The organism is Pseudomonas sp. LBUM1645, from assembly GCF_059716185.1.
The window spans coordinates 288,114-310,197 of sequence record NZ_CP166811.1; the positions used below are offsets into that span (position 1 = coordinate 288,114).

Sequence of the window (22,084 nt, forward strand, 5' to 3'; positions counted from 1 at the left end):
TGCGCGGTGAAGATTCAGACGGTGTTTCAGGAAAAGACGTCAGCGTCCTTGAAGAGCGCGGCGGCCTGATCTTTATGGGACAGTTTCGGTGCTTCGTCCAGTTGCCAATCAATGGCCAGGTCCGGGTCGTCCCAGCGAATGCAGCGCTCGGCGGACGGGGTGTAGTAGTCGGTGGTTTTGTAGAGGAATTCGGCGAACTCGCTCAGCACCACGAAACCGTGGGCGAAACCCTCCGGGACCCAGAGTTGGCGATGATTCTCGGCGGACAGACGCACGGCCACCCATTTGCCGAAATGTGGCGAGCTGCGGCGAATATCCACAGCCACGTCGAGTACTTCACCGACTGTGACGCGGACCAGTTTGCCCTGAGTGTTTTCCAGCTGGTAATGCAGGCCGCGCAATACGCCTTTTTGCGAGCGGGAATGGTTGTCTTGAACGAAATTCGTCTCCAGGCCGGTCGCTTCTTTGAAAGCCTTGGCATTGAAACTTTCATAAAAGAAACCGCGCTCGTCACCAAATACCCTGGGTTCGATGATCAGAACACCGGGAAGGTCGGTGGTGACTACTTTCATGGTCTTTCTCCAGCAATAGGCGTTGATGGGGCGCCATTCTTGCGCAAAGTGGCGGCAGGCGCGAGTAAACCGTGGTTCAGGCAATCAAATTCTGGAAGTGCAGGCCACGGTTGGCATTTATCAACATCGAAGTATTCAAGTATTGTTCAACTGGAAACTTGAGGTTTTCGACGCGCAAGGCACTGAAGAAGTACCAGTGCTTGGACTATAGGCACTGTCCAAATTCATTGACGTGAACAAAATTTCATCATCCACGATGAAAAAAGACCTTGTCAGGATGGCTATGTTGATCTTCTGCCGGGCGCATTCTTTGCGTTCAGCCGCTGTAGCTTGTTTCCCCAGGGGAAGGCAATCCGGGATGGGCGTAGGAAAGTTCAATAGAGAGGATGCAGGCTTGAAGGGGGGTTGCGTATCGCTCAAAGCAGTGGCGATATAAGCGCCTAATAAAATTTCAGGGGTCGTTGTATGCCACTCGCCACGTTGATTCATCGCGCCAGTTTGCCCAGCCCGCAAGTGTCTGCGGGGCAAGCGCTTGAGCTGTTGAAGGGACATTACGGCCTGAGTGGAAGGTTGCAGGCCCTCGGCAGCCAGCAGGATCTTAACTATCGGGTCGACAGCGACCAGGGGCGTTTTGTCCTGAAAATCTGCCGTGGCGATTACTCGGCGCTGGAGCTGCACGCCCAACACGCCGGGCTTAGGCATTTGGGTGAACACCCTGATGTGCATGTGCCACGAGTGATTCCCGCCAAAAACGGTGCAGACCTTCTTTCCCTGGAGGTCGGCGGCCAACCGGTGCATGTGCGCCTGCTCGATTACATCGAAGGCCAGTCGCTCACACATCTGGATCATCTGCCCGGTTCAGTGGTGGCCGGTTTTGGTCGGCTATGCGGTGAAATGGACCTCGCGCTGGCCGGTTTCGACCATCCGGGCCTTGAGCGCACCCTTCAATGGGACGCCCGTCACGCCAACGCGCTGATCGCGCATTTGCTGCCGGTCATCAACGACGACCAGCAACGCCGGCTGATCGCCGATGCGGCTGAACGGGCCGAGCGTCATTTGCAGCCGCTTGTGGATACGCTGCCGGTGCAGGCCATTCACATGGACATCACTGACGACAACGTGGTTTGGCAGCGAGATTCGCAACGCCAGTGGCAATTGCAGGGGGTGATCGATTTCGGCGACCTGGTTCGTACCTGGCGCATCACTGATCTGTCGGTGACCTGCGCGGCGCTGCTGCACCACGCTGATGGCGATCCTTTCTACATTTTGCCGGCGGTGCAGGCCTATCACGCTGTCAATCCGCTCACACACGAAGAACTATTGGCGCTCTGGCCACTGATCGTCGCCCGAGCGGTGGTGTTGGTGCTCAGCGGCGAACAGCAGGTCAACATTGATCCAGGCAACGAATACAGCCGCGACAATCTCACCCACGAGTGGGAGATTTTCCGCGTCGCTACATCAGTGCCGTTGGTGTTGATGGAAGCGGCGATCCTTACCTCGGTCGGCCAGAACCTGCCGAGCATCGGTAGCGAAGGCTTCGCGCCGCTGCTGCCGAGCCTGGTGGGGCGTGAGTTTGCGTTGATCGATTTGGGCGTGCTCAGTCCGCATTTCGAGGCCGGCAACTGGGAACAGGAGGGGATCGATCAACGTCTGTTGACCGAAGCTGCCGCAGCTCATGGTCTGGCGGCCAGTCGTTATGGGCAATATCGCCTGTCCCGCACCCGGCCGGACAACGCCAATGAACCGGACACGTGTCCATTGCACGTCGAGTTGCGAGTGCCCCACGGCACGGCGGTCGAGTCACCGTTTGCCGGGGTGGTGCATCAGCCGGCGGCAGGCGTGCTGCAATTGGATGGCCCGCAACTGAGTGTGCGGTTGTGGGGCGTGACGCCGTCGCTGCACACGGGCGCAGCGCTGGTCAAAGGCCAGGTGCTGGGCTCGGTCAGCGGGCCACTGATCGTGCAGTTGTGCCGAGGCGCTTCGTTCAATGCTCCCTTGTTTTGCACGCCGTCCCGCGCGGCTGCCTGGCAAGCGTTGTGCCCGTCGCCGGCGGTGCTGCTGGGACTGGCCTGTGACGCCGAGGAGGAACTCGATTCGCAGACGTTGCTGGCGCGCCGTGACGCCAGTTTCGCCCGTACCCAGAAGCACTATTACGTCGATCCACCGCGCATCGAACGCGGCTGGCGTAATCACCTGATCGACATGCAGGGCCGTTCCTACCTCGACATGCTCAACAACGTCGCGGTGCTTGGCCACGGTCATCCACGCATGGCTGCTGTCGCCAGCCGTCAGTGGTCGCTGCTCAACACCAACTCGCGTTTTAACTACGCGGCGATTGCCGAGTTCTCCGAACGTTTGCTGAAACTGTCGCCGGATTCCATGGACCGAGTGTTCCTGGTCAACAGCGGCAGCGAGGCCAACGACCTGGCAATCCGCCTGGCATGGGCCTACAGCGGCGGTCGCGACATGCTCAGCGTGCTAGAGGCCTATCACGGCTGGACAGTGGGAGCGGACGCGGTCTCGACCTCGATTGCCGACAACCCGAAGGCCTTGAGCAGCCGTCCGGACTGGGTGCATCCGGTTACTGCGCCGAATACTTATCGCGGCGAATTCCGTGGACCGGATAGCGCGCCGGACTACGTGCGCAGCGTCGAACACAACCTGGCGAAAATTGCCGAGCAGAAGCGTCAGCTGGCCGGTTTCATCTGCGAGCCGGTGTACGGCAATGCCGGCGGTATCTCGCTGCCACCGGGGTATTTGAAACAGGTTTATGCGCTGGTTCGTGCTCAGGGCGGTGTCTGTATCGCTGACGAAGTGCAGGTCGGTTACGGCCGCATGGGCAACTTTTTCTGGGGTTTCGAAGAGCAGGGCGTGGTGCCGGACATCATCACCATGGCCAAAGGCATGGGCAACGGCCAGCCGTTGGGCGCGGTGATCACCCGTCGGGAAATCGCCGAAGCGCTGGAGGCTGAGGGTTACTTCTTCTCGTCGGCCGGCGGCAGCCCGGTCAGTTGCCAGATCGGCATGGCGGTGCTGGATGTGATGGAGGAAGAAAAGCTCTGGGAAAACGCTCAGGTCGTGGGCGGGTATTTCAAGGAACGGCTTGAAGCGCTGATCGATATTCATCCGCTGGTGGGCGCGGTGCATGGTTCCGGCTTCTATCTGGGCGTCGAGTTGATCCGCAATCGCGAAACCCTGGAACCGGCGACCGAAGAAACCACGGCGCTGTGTGATCGATTGCGCGAACTGGGGATCTTCATGCAGCCGACTGGCGATTACCTGAACATCCTCAAGATCAAACCGCCGATGGTGACCTCGCGTCAGAGCGTGGATTTCTTTGTCGACATGCTTTCGAAGGTGCTCGCAGAGGGTCTCTAAACACCCATCCCTGTGGGAGCGAGCTTGCTCGCGATGAGGCCAGACCAGCCAACATTTATGTTGAATGTACGACCGCTATCGCGAGCAAGCTCGCTCCCACAGGGATAGCGTGAAGTTCGATTATTATCTGGGTTGCTTGAGTTGATTTCGACAGATGGACGGTTTAAAGCTTTAAAAGCCGATTTTTATCGGTTATAAAGTCGCCACTGCCCCGGTGTGGCCTCACCACGCCCGGTGCTTCCCATTTCTGTCATTGGTCGATGCCACACTCGACCCTCAAGCAATTGCCCCGGAGATGATTCATGAGCCGTATCGTTACCGTCGCCGCCACCCAGATGGCCTGTTCCTGGGACCTTGAAGCCAACATCGAGACCGCTGAGCGGCTGGTCCGTGAGGCCGCGGCGAAAGGCGCGCAGATCATCCTGATCCAGGAACTGTTCGAGGCTCCGTACTTCTGCCAGAAGCCGAACCCGGATTACCTGCAGTTGGCCACGACCGTTGAAGACAACGTCGCCATCAAGCACTTCCAGAAAGTCGCCAAAGAACTGCAAGTCGTTTTGCCGATCAGCTTCTACGAACTGGCGGGCCGCGCGCGTTTCAACAGCATCGCGATTATCGATGCCGACGGCAGCAACCTCGGGATTTATCGTAAAAGCCATATCCCGGACGGCCCTGGCTACCACGAAAAGTACTACTTCAATCCGGGCGATACCGGCTTCAAAGTCTGGAACACCCGTTACGCGAAAATCGGCGTGGGTATCTGCTGGGACCAGTGGTTCCCGGAATGCGCGCGCAGCATGGCGTTGCTGGGCGCGGAAATCCTGTTCTACCCGACCGCGATCGGCAGCGAGCCACACGACAAGACCATATCGTCCCGTGATCACTGGCAGCGCGTGCAACAAGGCCATGCCGGCGCCAACCTGATGCCGCTGATCGCCAGCAACCGTATCGGCAACGAAGAGCAGGACGGTTACGACATCACCTTTTACGGCTCATCGTTCATCGCCAACCAGTTCGGCGAGAAGGTTCAGGAGCTCGACAAGACCGAAGAAGGCGTACTGGTTCAGAGCTTCGACCTCGATGAGCTGGAGCACATCCGCAGCGCGTGGGGCTCGTTCCGTGATCGTCGCCCGAACCTGTATGGCACACTAAAGACCCTCGACGGTTCCCTGGAGTCCTGATCGCTATGACCACTTTGAACAGCACCCCTCGCGCTGATGGCTTTTACATGCCAGCCGAATGGGCGCCGCAAACCCAGACCTGGATGATCTGGCCCGAGCGTCCGGACAACTGGCGCCTGGGTGGCAAACCAGCGCAAGCCGCGCACGTCGCGGTGGCCAAAGCCATTGCCCGCTTCGAACCGGTGACCGTGGCGGTTTCCGCCGGCCAATACGAAAACGCCCGTGCCCGTCTGGACGTGCCGAATATTCGTGTGGTGGAAATGTCCAGTGACGACGCCTGGGTTCGCGACACTGGCCCGACGTTTGTCATCAATAACAGTGGCGAAGTCCGTGGTGTGAACTGGGACTTCAACTCGTGGGGCGGTTTCGACGGTGGTCTGTATTCGCCGTGGAATCGCGACTCGCAGGTCGGCGGCAAGATCCTCGAGATCGAGCGCAGCCAGCGCTACCGCACCGAGGGCTTTGTGCTCGAAGGCGGTTCGATCCACGTCGATGGCGAAGGCACGCTGATCACCACCGAAGAATGCCTGCTTAACCGCAATCGCAATCCGCACATGAACCGTGCAGAGATCGAAGCGGTGCTCAGTACGAATCTGGCTGTGGATAAAATCATCTGGCTGCCGGACGGTTTGTTCAACGACGAAACCGACGGCCATGTGGATAACTTCTGTTGCTACGTGCGTCCGGGCGAAGTGTTGCTGGCCTGGACTGATGACCCGCAGGACCCGAACTACCCGCGCTGCCAGGCGGCAATGAAAGTGCTGGAAAGCAGCACCGACGCCAAGGGTCGCCCATTCACGGTGCACAAGATGCCGATTCCGGGGCCGCTGTATGCGACCGAGGAAGAGTGCGCTGGTGTTGATCCGGTGGACGGGACTCAGGAACGTAATCCGACCGTTCGTCTGGCCGGTTCCTACGTGAACTTTCTGATTGTGAACGGCGGCATCATCGCGCCGAGCTTTGACGACCCGCTGGATGGCCCGGCAAAAGAGATTTTGCAGGCACTGTTCCCGCAGCACGAAGTGGTGATGGTGCCCGGCCGCGAACTGTTACTGGGAGGCGGTAACATCCACTGCCTTACCCAACAACAGCCAGCACCGCACAAGGAGTGAGTGAGGTTGTAACAGCTTGAGTTGATTGCAGAATCGCTTCGGCAAGCGTTTTGCCTTTTCCGTCTTGTAGAGAGCCCGCAGTCCTTCAGGACCGCGGGCTTTTTTGTATCCACTTGTCGACAGTTACGAAACCTTGGCACAGCTCTTGTATCTCTCATGGTGCAAAACAGGGAGGGGGAGAACTGCGATGTTCTGTCATAAACCTTGGATAAGTTAGCCGCTCAGAAACCAGGAGAGAGCGCGGAAATGAACGCCGAAATGAATGTGGTGAGCGAGCGGGCGTTGCATCCCCTGGCAGTAAACAGCGAATCGCTCCAGGTCCTGGCGCACTGGTTGAAGTCCAATGGAACGCGTCAGATCAGAGAACCTGATCCGCGCCGGATGATGATCGAACGCTACCCCGCTGGTTTATTCAGCGAAGCGGAGCTGGAAGCGTTGTGGGATGTGATGGAAGGATAAGAAGAAAAACAAACAACGGATTGGTAAAAGCGCTGCCGGGATGGCGGCGCTTTTTTATGGGCGAAAGGTTTTGTTGTGATCGATGGAGATCAAATGTGGGAGCGAGCTTGCTCGCGATAGCGGCCTGCTATTCAACATCAATGTTGACTGTTCCGGCCTCATCGCGAGCAAGCTCGCTCCCACAGGTTTTTGCGGTGTTTAGAAGCTGTAGGTTCCGGTCACGACCACGCTGCGCGGTTCACCCGGCTGAATCTGTGCCGCACTGGTGGCCGACGAGTAATAGGTCTTGTCGCTGATGTTGTTCAGCGCCGCGCGCAAATCCCAATCCTTCTGCCGGAACCCGGCCAATGCATCCCAACGGCCATAACCCGGCAGGACGGTGGTGTTGAGGTTGTCGGCATAACGCTGGCCCACCAGGGTCAGACCGGTTTCGGCGTACCAACCCATTTCCGGTTTCCAGGTCAGGAACAGGCTGCCGTTATGCTTGGCCACGTTGCTGATGCGTTTGCCTTCAAAGCCGTTGTTGTCCTTCTCGACCGTCGCGTCCTGCACACCCACGCCACCGCGCACGTACCAGTTGCCTGCGATCTTGCCGGTCCCGGTCAGCTCGATGCCGCGGGAACGTTGCACGCCGGTCATCAAGGTGACGGTCGGATCGTTGGGATCGCTGGTACGGCGGTTGTAGAGTTCCAGTTCGTAGATTGCCAACGTGGTGCTCAGGCGATCATCGAGCCAGTCGCTTTTCACGCCGATTTCTTTTTGCTTGGTCAGTTCGGGACTCAGGTCGTTGCTGTTGCCCGCAGCGCCCGGGGTGATACCGATCAAACCACCGCCGACCGGGGAAAAAGTCTTGGTCCAGGAGGCGTAGAAGGAATGATTCTGCAGCGGCGTCCACACCAGTCCTACACGCGGGCTGGTGCTATGGCTGTCGCGGTCTTCGGAAATGTCCCGCAGCTTGTTGGTCGATTCGATGTCAAAGGTGTCGTAACGCAAACCCGCCAGCAGTTGCCACTGATCGTTCAGACGCAGTTGATCCTGCACGTACACCGCACGGCTTTCGACTTCGGTGTGAGTACTGCTGGAAACCTGCATCCGCCCGGTATGGCGCAAATTGCGGTCGGGGTTGTACAGGTCCAGTGCCGGCACCGGCTGAGTCCCGCTCCCGGTGGCCGCGTTGTACAACGTAGGGTCGCGCCGCTGGCTGCCGATTTCGATGCCGGTCAGCAAACGATGCTCAAGGCCGAACGTGTCGAAACCGCCTTCCAGTTCGACGTTGTTGTAGACGTTGCGGGTGGTCAGGTCCTGCTGCCAGTGCTGGCGCGTGACCTTGTTGGTCGCCGGGGTGTAACCGGTCAGGTAGGTGTTGTCGAAATCGCTGTTGAGCTTGAACACGCCCAGGGTGTGGCGCAGCTGCCAGTTGTCGCTGAGTTCATAACTGAGTTTCGAGCGTAGGGATTGCGACTTGTCGTCGATGAAATCGTGCTCGCTGCCGTAGGTCGTATCCCGTCCTACGTCCGCCGGGCGCCCGTTTACACCGGGGATGCCGCGATCCGGCGTACGGTTGTAGCGGCTGTATTCGTACTGCACCAGCCAGTTCAGGTCCGGCGTCAGTTGCCAGCTCATCGACGGAGCGAACAGTTGGCGATTGCCGCTTACGCCGTCGCGGAAGCTGTTTTGATCCATGTTGCCCATGTTCAGTCGCAGGCTGATGTTCTCGCTCGGGTCGGTGCTGAGGTCGGCGTAGAGGCTGCGCAAATCATCGCTGCCGCCCTGGGCCTCGACGGTCGAGCGACGACCGAATTCAGGCAGTTTGCTGATCCGATTGACGATCCCGCCCTGACTGCCACGGCCATACAAAACGGCGGCCGGGCCTTTGAGGACTTCGATGCGTTCGATGTTGTGCAAATCGCGCACGTATTGGCTGTCGTCACGGATGCCGTCGAGGTAGAAGTCGTTGCTGGCGTCGAAACCGCGGATGCGCAGGCTGTCGAAGCGCGTGTCGGCGCCGCTGCTGACGTTGGGGATGCCGCTCAGCGCGGTGCCCAGATCGTTGGTGCCGTAATCCATGACGTTCGCGGTTTTAATCGAGTCGATCGCTTGTGGAACGTAGCGCACCGGCGTGGCGGTGCGGGTCGCGGTGCTGGTTTCTTTCACGCGCGGGTCATCGGCTTCAGCTTCAGCGCTGATCGACGTCTCGGGTAAAACGGTGGTGGCGGCGCAGGCAAAACCGGCAGAGAGAAATGCAGAAAGCCCAAGGGTGACGGGCGTGAGGCGAAAGGGGGCAGGCATCTGAAGCGCATCCGAAAGGGTGGAGTAATTCGAGGGCGCGAATGGTAATGCTTGCTATTTACTTCTGTTAATTATTCTTGAAAGGTTTCGTTGTTTGATTATTTCGAATTGTGTCGAGATGGCTACAGGGGGCGGTGAGATCATTTGACCGATTCATGAAACAGACTGAAAGCCATTGCAGCGTTTTTCAGAAACGGGCGGAGGACTAATCTGCCGGCATCTCGTTTTCCTACGCTTTTACCGGAGTCTTCCCATGATCCTTCACTACATTTACGACCCGTTATGCGGCTGGTGCTACGGCGCAAAACCGCTGGTGCAAGCCGCCCAGGCTGTGTTGCCAGTGATCGCCCACGGCGGCGGCATGATGACCGGCGCCAACCGCCAGACCGTCTCGCCACAACTGCGCAACTACGTGATGCCCCACGACCGTCGCATTGCCGAGTACACCGGCCAGCCGTTCGGTGAGGCGTATTTCGAAGGATTGCTGCGCGATGAGACAGCGGTGTTCGATTCCGCACCGCCGATTGCCGCGGTGCTGGCAGCCGAGCAGATCGCCGGCCGCGGATTGGAGTTGCTGGGACGTTTGCAGAGTGCTCACTACGAGGAAGGTCGACGCATTGCCGATGAAGCTGTGTTGTTAGAACTCGCGAAAGACATCGGTCTGGAATCTCAAGCGTTCCAGGCTGCTTTCAAAGCAGCTGAAACTGATCGCCACATCAAGGACAGTCGAGCACGCTTGGCCAAAGTCGGCGGCCAGGGTTTCCCGACTTTCGCCCTGGAACACAACGGCCAATTCACCCTGATCGATATCAGCCCGTGGCTCGGCAAGCCGCAAGCCTTTGCGGCATGGCTGAATCAGTCGCTTCCCGCACAAGCGTCATCATCGGAGCTTCAAGCCTGTGGCCTGAACGGCTGCGCCGATTGACGTCGACAAGCGATTTCTTAGACGTTTTTCGCCTATTCACAGACGATTCATGAAATTGACACATCGTTAAGGGCGCGGCTAGGATTCGCCCCACGCCTGTGGCTAACCGCCATGACTCATAAAATAACAAAAAGGCCCGCCACGATTTCTTCGTGCGCGGGCCTTTTTGTTTGGGGTGAAAAAAGAGTGCGATAGCGCCGTTTCAGCCGTTCGACACAGCGCGTATCAACCGATCATAAGGAAAAGAACAAAATGTTGAACAAGCGAATCAGCCTGATCGCTCTGGGGATGTTGAGTGCTACACAGGTCATGGCTAACGACCAGGCCGAATCCAAGGGTTTTGTTGAAGACAGCAGCCTCAAAGTGCTGCTGCGCAATGCCTACATCAATCGCGACAAAAAAGACGGCAACGACGACCAGCGTGAATGGGGTCAGGCTGCCATCGGCACCTACACCTCGGGCTTCACCCAAGGTACCGTCGGCGTCGGCGTTGATGCCTTCGGTCTGTACGGCTTGCGTCTGGACCGTGGTAGCCACAGCGGCGGCCAAGGCATCGACTTCTTCAAGGAAGGCGACAGCGGTAACCCGGCCGGCGACCTGGCCAAAGCCGGTGGCGCGGTAAAATTCCGCGTATCCAGCACCGTTCTGACTTACGGCGACCAGATGCCAGTCCTGCCGGTGCTGAACTACGACAACTCCCGCCTGCTGCCAGAAAGCTACACCGGCACCCTGATCACCTCCAAGGAGATCAAAGGCCTGGAGCTGAACGCCGGTCGCTTCACCGCCGAATCGCGCAAAAGCGCTGAAGGCCATGACAGCGGCGGCCTGAAGTCGATCAACGTGTTGGGCGGTAGTTACCAGTTCACCGAACAGTTCAAGGCTGCGCTGTACGCCTCCGACGTCGAAGACGTGCTGAAGAAGCAATACGTAAACGCCAACTACGTGTTCCCGATCGACAAGGATCAGTCCCTGACCCTGGACTTTAACGGCTACCGCACCAAGCTGGACGATTCCTACGTCCGCGAGAGCGGTGCCACCGGCGACGACAACAAAATCTGGAGCCTGGCCGCCACATTCGCCACCGGCGCGCACTCGTTCACGCTCGCCCACCAGCGCAGCACCGGCGACAGCAACCTGGGCTACCCGTACGGCGGCTACCAGAAAGACCAAGGTCGCGTCGGCGATGGCGGCAACACTATCTATCTGGCGAACTCCTACTGGTCCGACTTCAACGCCGAAGACGAACGCAGCTGGCAGCTGGGCTACGGCCTCGACTTCAGCACCTTCGGTATTCCAGGCCTGAGCTACAACTTCGCCTACGTGCGCGGCGACAACATCACCACCTCCACCAGCGAAGGCGGTACCGAGCGCGAAATCTTCAACCAGTTCAAGTACGTCGTGCAAAGCGGCCCGGCCAAAGACCTGAGCGTGAAACTGCGCAGCTCGATCCTGCGTGTGTCGCAGAAATCGAGTGAGTACAACTCCAGCGGTAACGAAGTACGTGTGTTCGTGGACTACCCGATCAATATTTTCTGATGATCGGTTGCGCCATCGAGGCCTGATACAAGGCTGAGAAAGAAAAAGCCCCGACTGGTTCGGGGCTTTTTTGTGGGCGCTGCAGGGCTCTGGCTTGCGTCACCTGGCGATTCGAGCCGCCCGTTACAGCCCGGATTCTCCGCCAGAAATGATCGAAACGATCATTTGAATGATTGATTTGCGCAAATTAAACCGAAGGCCTAAGATGAATTTGACTGAAACAATCAGTAAATGATCGGTTCAGTCAGTTTCGAGGTGATGCACGTCTTACCCTACAATTATAAAAGGAGACCCTCGTGGCCCAATTTCCTATCAAACGCACCATTGAGCGCATACCGGGCGGCATGATGATCGTGCCCCTGCTGATTGGCTCGCTGGTGGCAACCTTCCTGCCCGACACGCCAAAGTTTTTCGGCTCATTCACCAATGCACTGTTCACCGGGGCGCTACCGATCCTCGCGGTGTTCTACGTCTGCATGGGCGCAAGCATCAACATCAAGGCCACGCCTTACCTGCTCAAGAAGGGCGGTACGCTGCTCGCGACCAAAGTCGGCATCGCCGTCCTCATTGGTATTGTGCTTGGGCACTTCCTGGGTGAGCAGCCGGTTTCGTCAGGCCTTTTCGCCGGTATTTCCACGCTGGCGGTGGTCGCCGCGATGAACGACACCAACGGCGGCCTATATATGGCGCTGATGGGGCAGTACGGTCGCTCCGAAGACGTCGGCGCGTACTCGGTCATGTCGCTGGAGTCCGGTCCTTTTCTGACGATGGTCACTTTGGGTATCGCTGGGCTGTCGGCATTTCCCTGGCCGACGCTGGTGGGCAGCATCCTGCCACTGGCACTCGGCATGCTGTTGGGCAATCTCGACCGTGACATGCGCGACTTTCTGGCCAAAGCCGTTCCCGTCATGATCCCGTTCTTCGCCCTGGCCCTCGGCGCCAGCCTGGACTTGCATAACGTCTGGCAGGCCGGTTTGCTGGGTCTCGGCATGGGCGTTGCAGTTGTCGTGCTGACCGGTATCCCGTTGTTCTTCGCTGACCGTTTGACCGGTGGCACTGGCGTCGCAGGTGTTGCAGCCGCCACCACCGCCGGGAATGCCGCAGCTGTTCCTGCGCTGATCGCGGCAGCCAATCCGATATACGCAGAAGCGGCGAAGAGCGCGACCATACTGGTAGCGGCCTGCGTCGTGGTCACCGCGATCCTCGCGCCGCTGCTTACCGCCGCCGTCGCCAAGCGCGTGCAGCAGCGCAACCCTGTCGCCATTCCCGAGCCGGAGATTGAACCTCAAAAGCAGGAGGCCTTGCGATGAGGATTCTGATCATCGCAGACGATCTGTCGGGCGCGGCGGATTGCGCCATCGGCTTTGCGAGCGCGGGAATGCAAACGGTCGTCACGCTCGACCCTTTGAATGACAAGGCTGACGCTCAGGTGATCGCCGCCGATACCGACACTCGGCGCCTCTCACCGGCGCAGGCCGCCGAGCGCACCGTCGCCGCGTTCAAGGCGCTGCATCAGCCCGGGCAGCGGCTGTACAAGAAAATCGATTCGACCTTGCGCGGCAACTGGGCGGCTGAAGTCGCCGCCCTGCAACCGTTGGCAGGCCTGGCCATTGTGGCCCCGGCGTTTCCTGCTACAGGCCGTACGTTGCGCGGCGGTCGCGTGTTCGTGAACGGCCAGCCGCTGGAAACCACCGACACCTGGAAACTGGAAAACGCCGACCGCCCAGCCGATGTCGAAGCGATGCTCGTCACCGCAGGCCTGACCACTGCGAAACTGGACCTCGATACCTTGCGCGGCAACGAAGACGCGCTCGCCCGGCACATTGTCGAAGTCGCCCGCAGCGGCACGCAGGCGTTGATCGTCGATGCGCAAACCGAAGATGACCTGCTGACTCTCGCTCGCCTGACCGCGTCGATGGACCAGCCGTTGTTCTGGATCGGTTCGGGTGGCCTTGCGCGGGAAATAGCCAGTCTTCCTGCCAGCCTTTCTGATAGCTCCGAAGTACGGTTCGCAGCCATCGAACCCGATGCCGTCGAAAAAAGTCAGGCGCCGATTCTGATACTCGTCGGCAGTCTGTCTGGCGTCTGCGAGCGACAGTGCGCACTGCTCAAGGAGCGTGGCGGGGTCAGCGAACTGGTCGTCCCGCCTGAGGTTCTTCGCCAAGGCACAACCCATGGCGATTGGGCAATCTGGCAGGCGCGCATCGGCGAGCAGTTGGAAGGCTGGAGTGACCTGCTGCTGCGCATCGGCCGCGATGAGGCGTTCGATCCCCAGGAGGGCGCGCAACTCTCAACCATGCTGGCCGTGCTGGTAGAACCGCACTTCGCCAAGGTCGGTGGCCTGATCGCCACGGGCGGCGAGACGGCGCGGGCCATATTGACCACTGTCGGGATCGACAGCCTGCAATTGCTGACGGAAATCGAAGCTGGCGTCGCCTTCGCGCGACCGACCGTTTCCCGGCAAGGCCATCGTCCCGGAATTGTTACCAAGGCGGGCGCGTTCGGCACCGATCACGCCTTGTACGCGGCATGGCAACACCTGAGCGACTGCGCCGATCGCTCCCCGCCCAAACGCACACGAATCCAAGGACTCCAATGAACACTATGAGCAACTACCTCCCGATCATCGGCATCACCATGGGCGACGCCACCGGTGTCGGCCCGGAAATCATCGTCAAGAGCCTGACTCATGACGTCGTCTATCAACAATGCCGACCGCTGGTGATCGGCGATGCCCGTCGCCTTGAACAAGCCAACGTCATCGTCGGCGGCAGCGCCAAAGTGCGCCGCATCGAGGACGCCTCCCAGGCGTTGTACGAGGCCGGCACCATTGACTGCATCGACCTCGACCTGATCCCCGACGACCTGCCGTTCGGCGAGCTGTCGCCCATCGCCGGTGACGCTGCTTATCAATACATCGCCCGCGCTGTGCAACTCGCCGAGGCTAGCCAGATCGATGCGATCTGCACCGCGCCGCTGAACAAGGAAGCGCTTCACGCCGGCGGCCACAAATACCCCGGCCACACCGAAATGCTCGCGCACCTGACCAACGTCGACGAAGTGTCGATGATGCTGGTGGCGCCGCAGCTGCGGGTGATTCATGTCACGACCCACATCGGCATCATCGACGCGATCCGCAAGATTGAACCGGGCCTGGTCCAGCGCACCATCGAGCGCGGCAACGCGACGCTGATCAAGGCCGGCATCGCCAAGCCGCGTATCGGCGTGTGCGGGATCAATCCCCATGCCGGCGAAAACGGTTTGTTCGGCTATGGCGAAGAAGAGGAAAAAATCATCCCGGCGGTGAAGCTGTTGCAGGAACGCGGCCTCGACGTGACGGGCCCACTGCCCGCCGACACGCTGTTCTTCCGCGCCGGACGCGGCGACTTCGATCTGGTGGTGGCGATGTATCACGACCAGGGCCACGGCCCGGTCAAAGTGCTGGGACTTGAAGCGGGTGTGAACGTGACCGTCGGCCTGGACGTGATCCGTACTTCGGTCGACCACGGCACTGCTTTCGATATCGCCGGCAAGGGCATAGCCGATGAACGCAGCCTGCTCGAAGCGCTGCGCCAGGGTGCGGAGCTTGCCACGCGACGGGGATGAGTCGCAGGGACGCTGTCGTGTAAGATCGACCACCGTCCACACAACGAGACCCGCCATGAAAGCATCCGAACGCCACCGCGCCATCCTCGATTTCGTGCGTATTGGCGATGCCAACGTCGAGCAATTGAGCGCGGCGCTCGGGGTCTCGGAAGCGACGGTGCGGCGCGACCTGACCATGCTCGCCAAACAGCGACACCTGGTGCGCACTTATGGCGGCGCGACGGCGGTGGTTGGAGTTCATGAGCCGGAAGCTTCGCTCGAAGAACGCAAGACCAGCCAGTGGGAGCAGAAAGATGCCATCGCTCAGGCGGCTGCGGCTCACGTCCAGGACGGCGATACGGTATTGCTCGACGGCGGCACCACCTGCGCCGCACTGGCCCATCATCTGTGTTCGCGACAAGACGTGCATGTGGTCACCAACAACTTGCTGGCCGTGATGACCCTGGCCAATGCGCCGGGCGTGCGGTTGACCTTGATCGGCGGCGATTTGCGCGGTTCGAGCATGAGCACGTTGGGGCCGTTGGCCGAGCTGACGTTGAGCCGGTTGAGTGTCGACAAGGCCTTCCTCGGTGCTGACGGCGTGGTAGCCGAGTTTGGTTTGTGTGAAGCGAGCGCGCAGCAGGCGTATCTCAAGGAATGCATCATCAAACGGGCGGCGCAAATTGTGGTGCTGGCAGATACCGATAAATTGGGCCGCGCGCGGCAACAGCATTGGACGCCGATTGAGCGGGAGTGGCGGTTGATTACCGGGGCTACGGCCGATGAAGCGGCACTGGCGCCGTTTCATGCGATCAGCCAAATCACTGTGGAAACCGTGATCGTCGAAAAGCCTTAAAAAATCCGCAAACGAACAAAAGTTAAAAATAAGTTCGGATCTGTACTACTCTGAAGGCACAACCCTTTGCCCGAAGGAGTCCTTCCAATGGCCACTTCATCCCCCGTCCGCACCGCTCCTCAAGAACTCGACACCCCGGAAGCCGGTCGTGTGGCGCTCAAGTTCTTCTTCAACCTGATGGAGCGTTGGGGCTGCAGCGCCGAAGAACAGCGCACGCTGCTGGGCAAAGTCGGCAACACCACTTTCTATAAGTACAAACACCTGCCGCCCAATGTGCGTCTCCCTCATGACACGCTGGAGCGCATTTCCTACCTGATGGGCATCCACAAAGCCCTGAGCATCATCTTCAGCAACAACCGCGACCGCGCCTACAAATGGGTCAGCAGTCCGAACACTGCCGCGCCGTTCAATGGTCAATCCGCGTTGAGCTATATGCTTGCCGGCCGGGTGGTGGACATCGCTGACGTGCGTCGCTACCTCGATGGCGTCCGCGGTTGATGGTCCCGGAAGTCGTGCTCCCCGAGTGGAACCGTGCTTACCGGATGATCAACAGCGCGTTCCCCCCGATCACCCTGTTTGAAGACGTGCTCGACCCCGAAGACCTGCAAACCGCCTACGCCCTGGAAGCCCTGACCAACGACCGGTTGGTGCAAGAGGCCGGCGTGCTCTCCCGCGTGCTGCCCGAAGACCGAATCTCCGGCCCCGGCTCATCGCCGGTCATGGCCGCGTTCACCCACATCGGCAAAACCAGCCGCTTCACCGACGGCACCTACGGCGTCTACTACGCCGCCAGCAGCCAGGCCGCCGCCATCGCCGAAACAAGCTATCACCAGGAACGCTTCCTCGCCGCGACCAACGAGCCCGACATCGAGTTGACCCTGCGCACCTACGTCAACAAAGTCGTCAAACCGATGCACGACGTTCGCCAACACTACCCCGAGCTGCACAACCCGGACCCTGACGCTTACGGGCCGTCACAGGCGTTTGCCCGGCAACTGCGCGAAACCTTGTCGTGGGGGCTGCTTTACAACAGCGTCCGGCTGCCTGGGCATGAATGTGTCGCTGCGTTTCGTCCGCCGGCTGTGTCTATTCCGAAGCAAGGGAAGCACATTCGTTATGTGTGGAGTGCGAGCAGCCGGAAGATTTCGTTTGTGTTTGAAGTCAGCGAGGTGTGAGCCGGAAACTAAAAAGCGCCGATTGATTCGTAACACTGTTCACTTAACCGCGGGCGTCCACATCTGTGGCGAGGGGATTTATTCCCGTTCGGCTGCGAAGCAGTCGTAATCCAGACAACTTAGTCTGTCTGAAAAGACGCGGGGGGCCGCTTCGCAGCCCAACGGGGATAAATCCCCTCGCCACAGGTTCTTGCTCGACTGAAGAATGTCTTAAGTGAGCAATAATTATGGCCAGGCGTAATTTTCATCATTTGAATATCGGCTGCTGATACCTTTGTTGCTCGACAAAGGAGAGATCAGGAATGGATGTTGAACTGCGCCAGTTTCAGAAGGATTTACTGGGTCTTTACGCGAAATGAATGCGAGCCGCACGGTTCGAGTCTCCGAGACCAGGCCGCTGCAAATACAGGATTGCATCGATACTTACGTGTCGTCTTCAGCGACACATCAAAAGAACGTGTCGCTGAAACTGGAAAATAGTGACACGTAAAAAAGTGGCCTACGGCAGAAGTGGTTGAGTCCTACAGATTGTTCATCGCCCGAGAGGGGCCATCAGGGCTATAACTACGTCCGCGCTCATTACACCACGTAACTAATGATGTTCCCGTCCCCACCTTTATCCCCTCCAGCTAACTCCATACATTGAGCTCCAACGCCGACCCATTCATTCCGAAGGGAAGGTCACTTGGAGATTCCTCATGCCTTTCGTAAGCGTACGCATCACCCGCGATGGCGTTACCTCTGAGCAGAAAGCTCAGGTGATCGCCGAAATCACTGAAACCCTGGAACGCGTCCTGAAGAAGGATCCGCACCTGACCCACATCGTGATCGAAGAAGTCGACACCGATAACTGGGGCTACGCCGGCATCACCACCACCCAGTACCGCAGGCAACTGGCAGAGGCGGAGGGGCAATCATGACCGCGACCGTCTCCATCGATTTCATCTCCGACGTAGTGTGCCCGTGGTGTGCATTGGGCGCGACGGCGCTGGAGCAGGCGATCGAGAACGTGGCCGGTGAAGTCTCGGTGGAGCTGACCTACAAGCCTTTTGAGTTGAACCCGGACATGCCGGCAGTCGGCGAAAAAGCGGTTGAGCATTTGATGCGCAAATATGGACGAACCGCCGAAGACGTCGCCGCCGGCAAGGCGATGCAGATCGCTCGCGGTGAGGCCATCGGCTTCAAGTTCGATCTGGAGAAGCGCAGCCACTTCTACAACACGTTTGATGCTCACCGGTTGTTGATGTGGGCGTTGCAGGAAGGGCGGCAGGTCGCACTCAAGAAAATCCTGCTACGCGCTTACTTCACCGACGGCCGGAACCCGAGCGATCGCGAGACGCTGGTTGGTCTGGCTGTTGAAGCGGGACTGGATGCGGCAGGTGCTCAAGAGGTGTTGGCGTCCGGAGCGTTCGCCAAAGAAGTGCGTGAGCTTGAAGAGTTTTACCGCCAGCGCGGCATCAATTCGGTTCCGGCCATGGTGCTGAACGGTCGTCACCTGGTGTCCGGTTCGCAGTCGGTCGAGTACTACGAACAGATGTTGAGACAAATGGCCACGGCCCCTGCCGAAGCCTGATTACTTACTTTTTCAAACCATCATTTATTAGTTGAGGTTCATCATGAGCAACTCGAAAAAAGTCATCGTTATCACTGGCGCATCCCAAGGCCTCGGCGCCGGCATGGTCAAAGCCTTCCGCGATCTGGATTACCAAGTTGTCGCCACATCGCGTTCGATCCAGCCGTCCACCGACCCGGACATCCTCACCGTGGCGGGCGACATCGGCAACCCGGAAGTCGCGCAACAAGTCATCCGTGAAGCCATCGCACGTTTTGGCCGCATCGACACCCTGGTCAACAACGCCGGGATCTTCATCGCCAAGCCGTTCACCGCGTACACCGCGGAAGACTACGCCAATGTGCTGTCGGTGAACCTGAACGGCTTCTTCTACATCACCCAACTCGCGATCAACGAGATGGAAAAACAAGGCAAAGGCCACGTCGTCAACATCACCACCAGCCTGACAGACCACGCGATTGACGGTGTGCCGTCGGTACTGGCTTCGCTGACCAAAGGTGGTTTGAACGCTGCGACCAAGTCCCTGGCGATTGAGTACGCCAAGCGCGGGATTCGGGTGAACGCCGTTTCCCCAGGCATCATCAAGACCCCGATGCACGGCGAAGAAACCCATGAAGCGCTGGGCAATCTGCACCCGGTCGGCCACATGGGCGAGATCAGCGATATCGCTCAGGCGGTTGTGTATCTGGACAACGCCAACTTTGTCACCGGCGAAATCCTGCACGTTGATGGTGGGCAGAGTGCCGGTCACTAAGGCCTGACTTGTCCGAAGCGCCGTCGATCATTGTCGACGGCGTTTTTATTGGAGAACGCAGCATGACCATCCATGTTCACAAAGTTTTCCTGATCACCGGGGTCAGTTCAGGCTTCGGCCTGGCTTTTTCGCAAGCAGCACTGGCGGCGGGGCACACGGTGGTGGGTACGGTGCGGCGCGAATCCGAGCGTGCTGCGTTCGAAGCGCTGGACGCCCATCGCGCCAAAGCGTTCTTGCTCGATGTCACCGATTTTCCGGCGATTGAGCCGCTGGTGGCCGATATTCTGCGCGAGGTGGGCCAGATCGACGTGTTGGTGAACAACGCCGGTTATGGTCATGAGGGCATCCTCGAGGAGTCGCCGCTGACGGAGATGCAGCGTCAGTTCGACGTTAATGTGTTTGGCGCGGTGGCAATGATCAAGGCGGTTCTGCCCGGTATGCGTGAGCGGCGCAGCGGGCATATCGTCAACATCACCTCGATGGCCGGCTTCATCACCTTGCCGGGCATCGCCTACTACAGCGGTAGCAAATTCGCCCTCGAAGGCGTGAGTGAAGCGCTGGCCAAAGAAGTGGAAAGTCTGGGCATCCACGTGACCGCCATGGCGCCGGGCTCGTTTCGTACCGAATGGGCAGGCCGCTCGATGATCCGTTCGGGTCGCACATTGAGTGAGTACGACGCGGTGTTCGATCCGGTCCGCAAGGCGCGTGAAGAAAAAAGTGGCAAGCAGGCCGGCGATCCGCACAAGTCGGCGCAGGCATTGTTGACTCTGGTGGCTGCGGAAAAGCCGCCGGTTCATCTGTTACTGGGTAAGGATGCAGTGAGGCTGGTGCGCGAAAAGATTGCGCACCTTCAGGCGGAAATCGACGCTTGGGAGCATCTTTCGGAGTCGACGGAGTTCGACTGATCGAAACCCTCGTCGCCTGGAAACTCAAACCCCGGAAACAACAAAGCCCTCGTATTTCTACGAGGGCTTTGTTTTGTATGGTGCCGGCACCAGGAGTCGAACCCGGGACCTACTGATTACAAGTCAGTTGCTCTACCAACTGAGCTATACCGGCGTGTTAGGGCGACGATTATAGCGATTGGGTTGGTTCTGTAAACCCCTGAATTCAGACTATTTTTGCGCAAGCGTCAGACCGGCCCCGCGGACGCTTCTGCGGGGCCGGCCAATGTGATTGTTTTAAAGCATTACACGCCGTTTTTGACTGCTTGAATCAAGTCCTGACTCAACACCTGCGCGGGCGCCACTTGCACGCTTTGCGTGTAGAACGGCGGCAGGTTCTGGGCCAGTGTCGACAACGCTTGGGCGGGGGTGTTGCCCGGCAGCAGCACGTATTGGAGGTTGGACGGATAGCTTTGCGGCACGGGGCCTTCCATGGTCGAGCCGTACGCGCCGAAGGTCATCACGGCCTGCGGGGTGGTGGGGTCGGGGGCGTAGAGGAAGACGAAGGTGCCGTACTTCGGATGCGTCAGGTATTGCCCGGCTTGGGCGCGAACCGTCGGGTCGGGGTCGTTCATCAGGGTCCAGCGCATGACCGCGTAGTTGCGGGTGGTTTCCATGAACGCTGTACGAATCGGCGACTGGTTTTCGACGCCTCCCAGACACACCAGCAGGTTGCCGAACGGATCGATGAGGGCCACCGAGTTGAACACCGGGCTGTGCTGTGCGGTTTGTAACAGTGGCGGGGCGAGTTCTGCGCCGGGGTCGCGTGGGTTGGCCGACTGCACGGTCAGCGCAAACGGGCTGAGCGCAGTCAGTGCCTGGCGGACTTTGCTGTTGGCCGGAAGGTTTGCAGGGTTTTGCAGTTGATCCGGTGGTAGACCGCTGTTGTTGCTGGCCTCGCGCACGGTGTTGACGCTGGCGGAGAAGATCGAGCTGGTGAGGAAGTAAGCCGCCGAGTCGATGGTCTGGCCGCCGAACACCGGGCTGGTCGAACCCTGATAGGCCCGGCTGACAGGCGCCGCAATCGCGTAGTAACCCCAGGTGTTCTGCGCCTGTTGGCGGATCTGCGGTGGCAGCGACGGAAAGGTGAACTGACTGTTGTAGTTGATGCCTGCATAGTCATCGATCGCACTGACGGCGACGTTAAATCCTGCAGTCAGTAGCGAACCGGCGCACATGGCGCATGGGTCCAGGGTGGTGACGACGGTCAACTGATTGGGCGGTGGCAAGTTCAATGGCGCGACGTTTTCGTAGTACCAGTCCACCAATTGCCGCTCGCCGTGGGCGGTCGGATCATGAGGTAGAAAGTACGTGGTGCCACTGCCGGGGAAAGGCATCAGCACGTTGTTGTGCAGCGCGGCGATGATCTCGCCCGTTGCGTTGTTGATGATGGCGCCACCCACCGCGAAGGTTTGCTGCAGCGCAGCATCAATGGCTTGGTTGGCGACGGTATCGACGGCTTCCTGTGCACTGTTCAATGTGCTCATGATTTTCCCAGCTCCTTGCTGTTTGAACGTCAGGCAATTCTGGCGTTTGGCAAAGATAGTTGAGGTTTCGCAGGTCCTTTATGTTGTTTTGGCTGAACGCTTATGCACAACGGGATCTGTACCGCACCTGCTTAGAGGCAAAGTTGTGGAGCCGTTCTCATTTGATCGCAAATGCCTGTTTTTCCAATTTTTTTACAGGTGTACGAAAATTGAACAGTTGTGTTTCAGCCCCGAAACAGCCGTATATATTGGATCCAC

General features: G+C 59.0%; 19 protein-coding genes and 1 tRNA gene. 16 read left to right on the forward strand and 4 right to left on the reverse strand.

Translation table 11 applies throughout. The annotated features are described in order from the left end of the window. Positions 1-26 precede the first annotated feature (26 nt). A complete protein-coding gene (gene rfbC, locus ACA079_RS01280) occupies positions 27-572 on the reverse strand; it encodes a dTDP-4-dehydrorhamnose 3,5-epimerase (RefSeq protein WP_497702320.1) in 546 nt (181 codons plus the stop codon). Between the two features lie 465 nt (positions 573-1,037). Between rfbC and ACA079_RS01285 the strand changes: the two genes are divergently transcribed. From ACA079_RS01285 to ACA079_RS01300, 4 genes are all read left to right on the forward strand, one after another. Next, the gene (locus tag ACA079_RS01285) at positions 1,038-3,950 is read left to right on the forward strand and encodes an aminotransferase (RefSeq protein ID WP_497702321.1); all 2,913 of its coding nucleotides are present in this window, start codon (positions 1,038-1,040) and stop codon (positions 3,948-3,950) included. A 302-nt stretch (positions 3,951-4,252) separates the two neighbouring features. After that, complete coding sequence (aguB, locus tag ACA079_RS01290; protein WP_415772738.1) at positions 4,253-5,131, forward strand: N-carbamoylputrescine amidase; 879 nt, start codon at positions 4,253-4,255, stop codon at positions 5,129-5,131. A gap of 5 nt (positions 5,132-5,136) precedes the next feature. Then, the gene (gene aguA, locus ACA079_RS01295) at positions 5,137-6,243 is read left to right on the forward strand and encodes an agmatine deiminase (RefSeq protein ID WP_497702322.1); all 1,107 of its coding nucleotides are present in this window, start codon (positions 5,137-5,139) and stop codon (positions 6,241-6,243) included. A 246-nt stretch (positions 6,244-6,489) separates the two neighbouring features. Next, complete coding sequence (locus tag ACA079_RS01300; protein ID WP_046045525.1) at positions 6,490-6,702, forward strand: hypothetical protein; 213 nt, start codon at positions 6,490-6,492, stop codon at positions 6,700-6,702. Between the two features lie 198 nt (positions 6,703-6,900). Here the strand turns inward: ACA079_RS01300 and ACA079_RS01305 are convergent, their stop codons facing one another. Next, positions 6,901-8,991, reverse strand: a complete 2,091-nt coding sequence (locus ACA079_RS01305; RefSeq protein WP_497702323.1) for a TonB-dependent receptor — start codon at positions 8,989-8,991, stop codon at positions 6,901-6,903. A 253-nt stretch (positions 8,992-9,244) separates the two neighbouring features. On the opposite strand from ACA079_RS01305, the gene ACA079_RS01310 reads away from it, so the two are divergent. The 12 genes from ACA079_RS01310 to ACA079_RS01365 all read left to right on the forward strand — a co-directional run bounded on the left by ACA079_RS01310 (position 9,245) and on the right by ACA079_RS01365 (position 20,300). Continuing rightward, the gene (locus tag ACA079_RS01310) at positions 9,245-9,916 is read left to right on the forward strand and encodes a DsbA family protein (protein ID WP_497702324.1); all 672 of its coding nucleotides are present in this window, start codon (positions 9,245-9,247) and stop codon (positions 9,914-9,916) included. A gap of 252 nt (positions 9,917-10,168) precedes the next feature. Further along, the gene (locus ACA079_RS01315; protein ID WP_497702325.1) at positions 10,169-11,452 is read left to right on the forward strand and encodes an OprD family porin; all 1,284 of its coding nucleotides are present in this window, start codon (positions 10,169-10,171) and stop codon (positions 11,450-11,452) included. Between the two features lie 296 nt (positions 11,453-11,748). After that, on the forward strand, positions 11,749-12,762 hold the full coding sequence (locus ACA079_RS01320; RefSeq protein WP_497702326.1) for a 2-keto-3-deoxygluconate permease: 1,014 nt from the start codon (positions 11,749-11,751) through the stop codon (positions 12,760-12,762). Beyond that, on the forward strand, positions 12,759-14,051 hold the full coding sequence (locus tag ACA079_RS01325; RefSeq protein ID WP_497702327.1) for a four-carbon acid sugar kinase family protein: 1,293 nt from the start codon (positions 12,759-12,761) through the stop codon (positions 14,049-14,051). Before ACA079_RS01320 ends, ACA079_RS01325 begins: the two co-directional genes overlap by 4 nt. A 5-nt stretch (positions 14,052-14,056) precedes the next feature. Beyond that, the gene (pdxA, locus tag ACA079_RS01330; RefSeq protein ID WP_497702328.1) at positions 14,057-15,058 is read left to right on the forward strand and encodes a 4-hydroxythreonine-4-phosphate dehydrogenase PdxA; all 1,002 of its coding nucleotides are present in this window, start codon (positions 14,057-14,059) and stop codon (positions 15,056-15,058) included. A gap of 55 nt (positions 15,059-15,113) precedes the next feature. Further along, positions 15,114-15,893 (forward strand): DeoR/GlpR family DNA-binding transcription regulator, encoded by a 780-nt coding sequence (locus ACA079_RS01335; RefSeq protein ID WP_497702329.1) that lies wholly within the window; start codon positions 15,114-15,116, stop codon positions 15,891-15,893. Positions 15,894-15,980: 87 nt separating this feature from the next. Next, positions 15,981-16,391, forward strand: coding sequence for an MbcA/ParS/Xre antitoxin family protein (locus ACA079_RS01340; RefSeq protein ID WP_497702330.1), 411 nt, complete (start codon positions 15,981-15,983; stop codon positions 16,389-16,391). Then, positions 16,391-17,068, forward strand: coding sequence for an RES family NAD+ phosphorylase (locus ACA079_RS01345; protein WP_497702331.1), 678 nt, complete (start codon positions 16,391-16,393; stop codon positions 17,066-17,068). Before ACA079_RS01340 ends, ACA079_RS01345 begins: the two co-directional genes overlap by 1 nt. 698 nt (positions 17,069-17,766) lie before the next feature. Further along, positions 17,767-17,988, forward strand: coding sequence for a tautomerase family protein (locus tag ACA079_RS01350; protein WP_497702332.1), 222 nt, complete (start codon positions 17,767-17,769; stop codon positions 17,986-17,988). Further along, the gene (locus tag ACA079_RS01355; protein WP_497702333.1) at positions 17,985-18,641 is read left to right on the forward strand and encodes a DsbA family oxidoreductase; all 657 of its coding nucleotides are present in this window, start codon (positions 17,985-17,987) and stop codon (positions 18,639-18,641) included. Before ACA079_RS01350 ends, ACA079_RS01355 begins: the two co-directional genes overlap by 4 nt. A gap of 43 nt (positions 18,642-18,684) precedes the next feature. After that, positions 18,685-19,395, forward strand: a complete 711-nt coding sequence (locus tag ACA079_RS01360) for an SDR family NAD(P)-dependent oxidoreductase (RefSeq protein ID WP_497702334.1) — start codon at positions 18,685-18,687, stop codon at positions 19,393-19,395. 62 nt (positions 19,396-19,457) lie between these two features. Continuing rightward, a complete protein-coding gene (locus ACA079_RS01365; protein ID WP_497702335.1) occupies positions 19,458-20,300 on the forward strand; it encodes an oxidoreductase in 843 nt (280 codons plus the stop codon). Positions 20,301-20,378: 78 nt separating this feature from the next. Here ACA079_RS01365 and ACA079_RS01370 read toward each other — a convergent pair. Together ACA079_RS01370 and ACA079_RS01375 are read right to left on the reverse strand one after the other, a co-directional pair. Further along, positions 20,379-20,454, reverse strand: a tRNA-Thr gene (locus tag ACA079_RS01370). Between the two features lie 130 nt (positions 20,455-20,584). Further along, the gene (locus tag ACA079_RS01375; RefSeq protein ID WP_497702336.1) at positions 20,585-21,826 is read right to left on the reverse strand and encodes a nucleoside deaminase; all 1,242 of its coding nucleotides are present in this window, start codon (positions 21,824-21,826) and stop codon (positions 20,585-20,587) included. Positions 21,827-22,084: the final 258 nt, after the last annotated feature.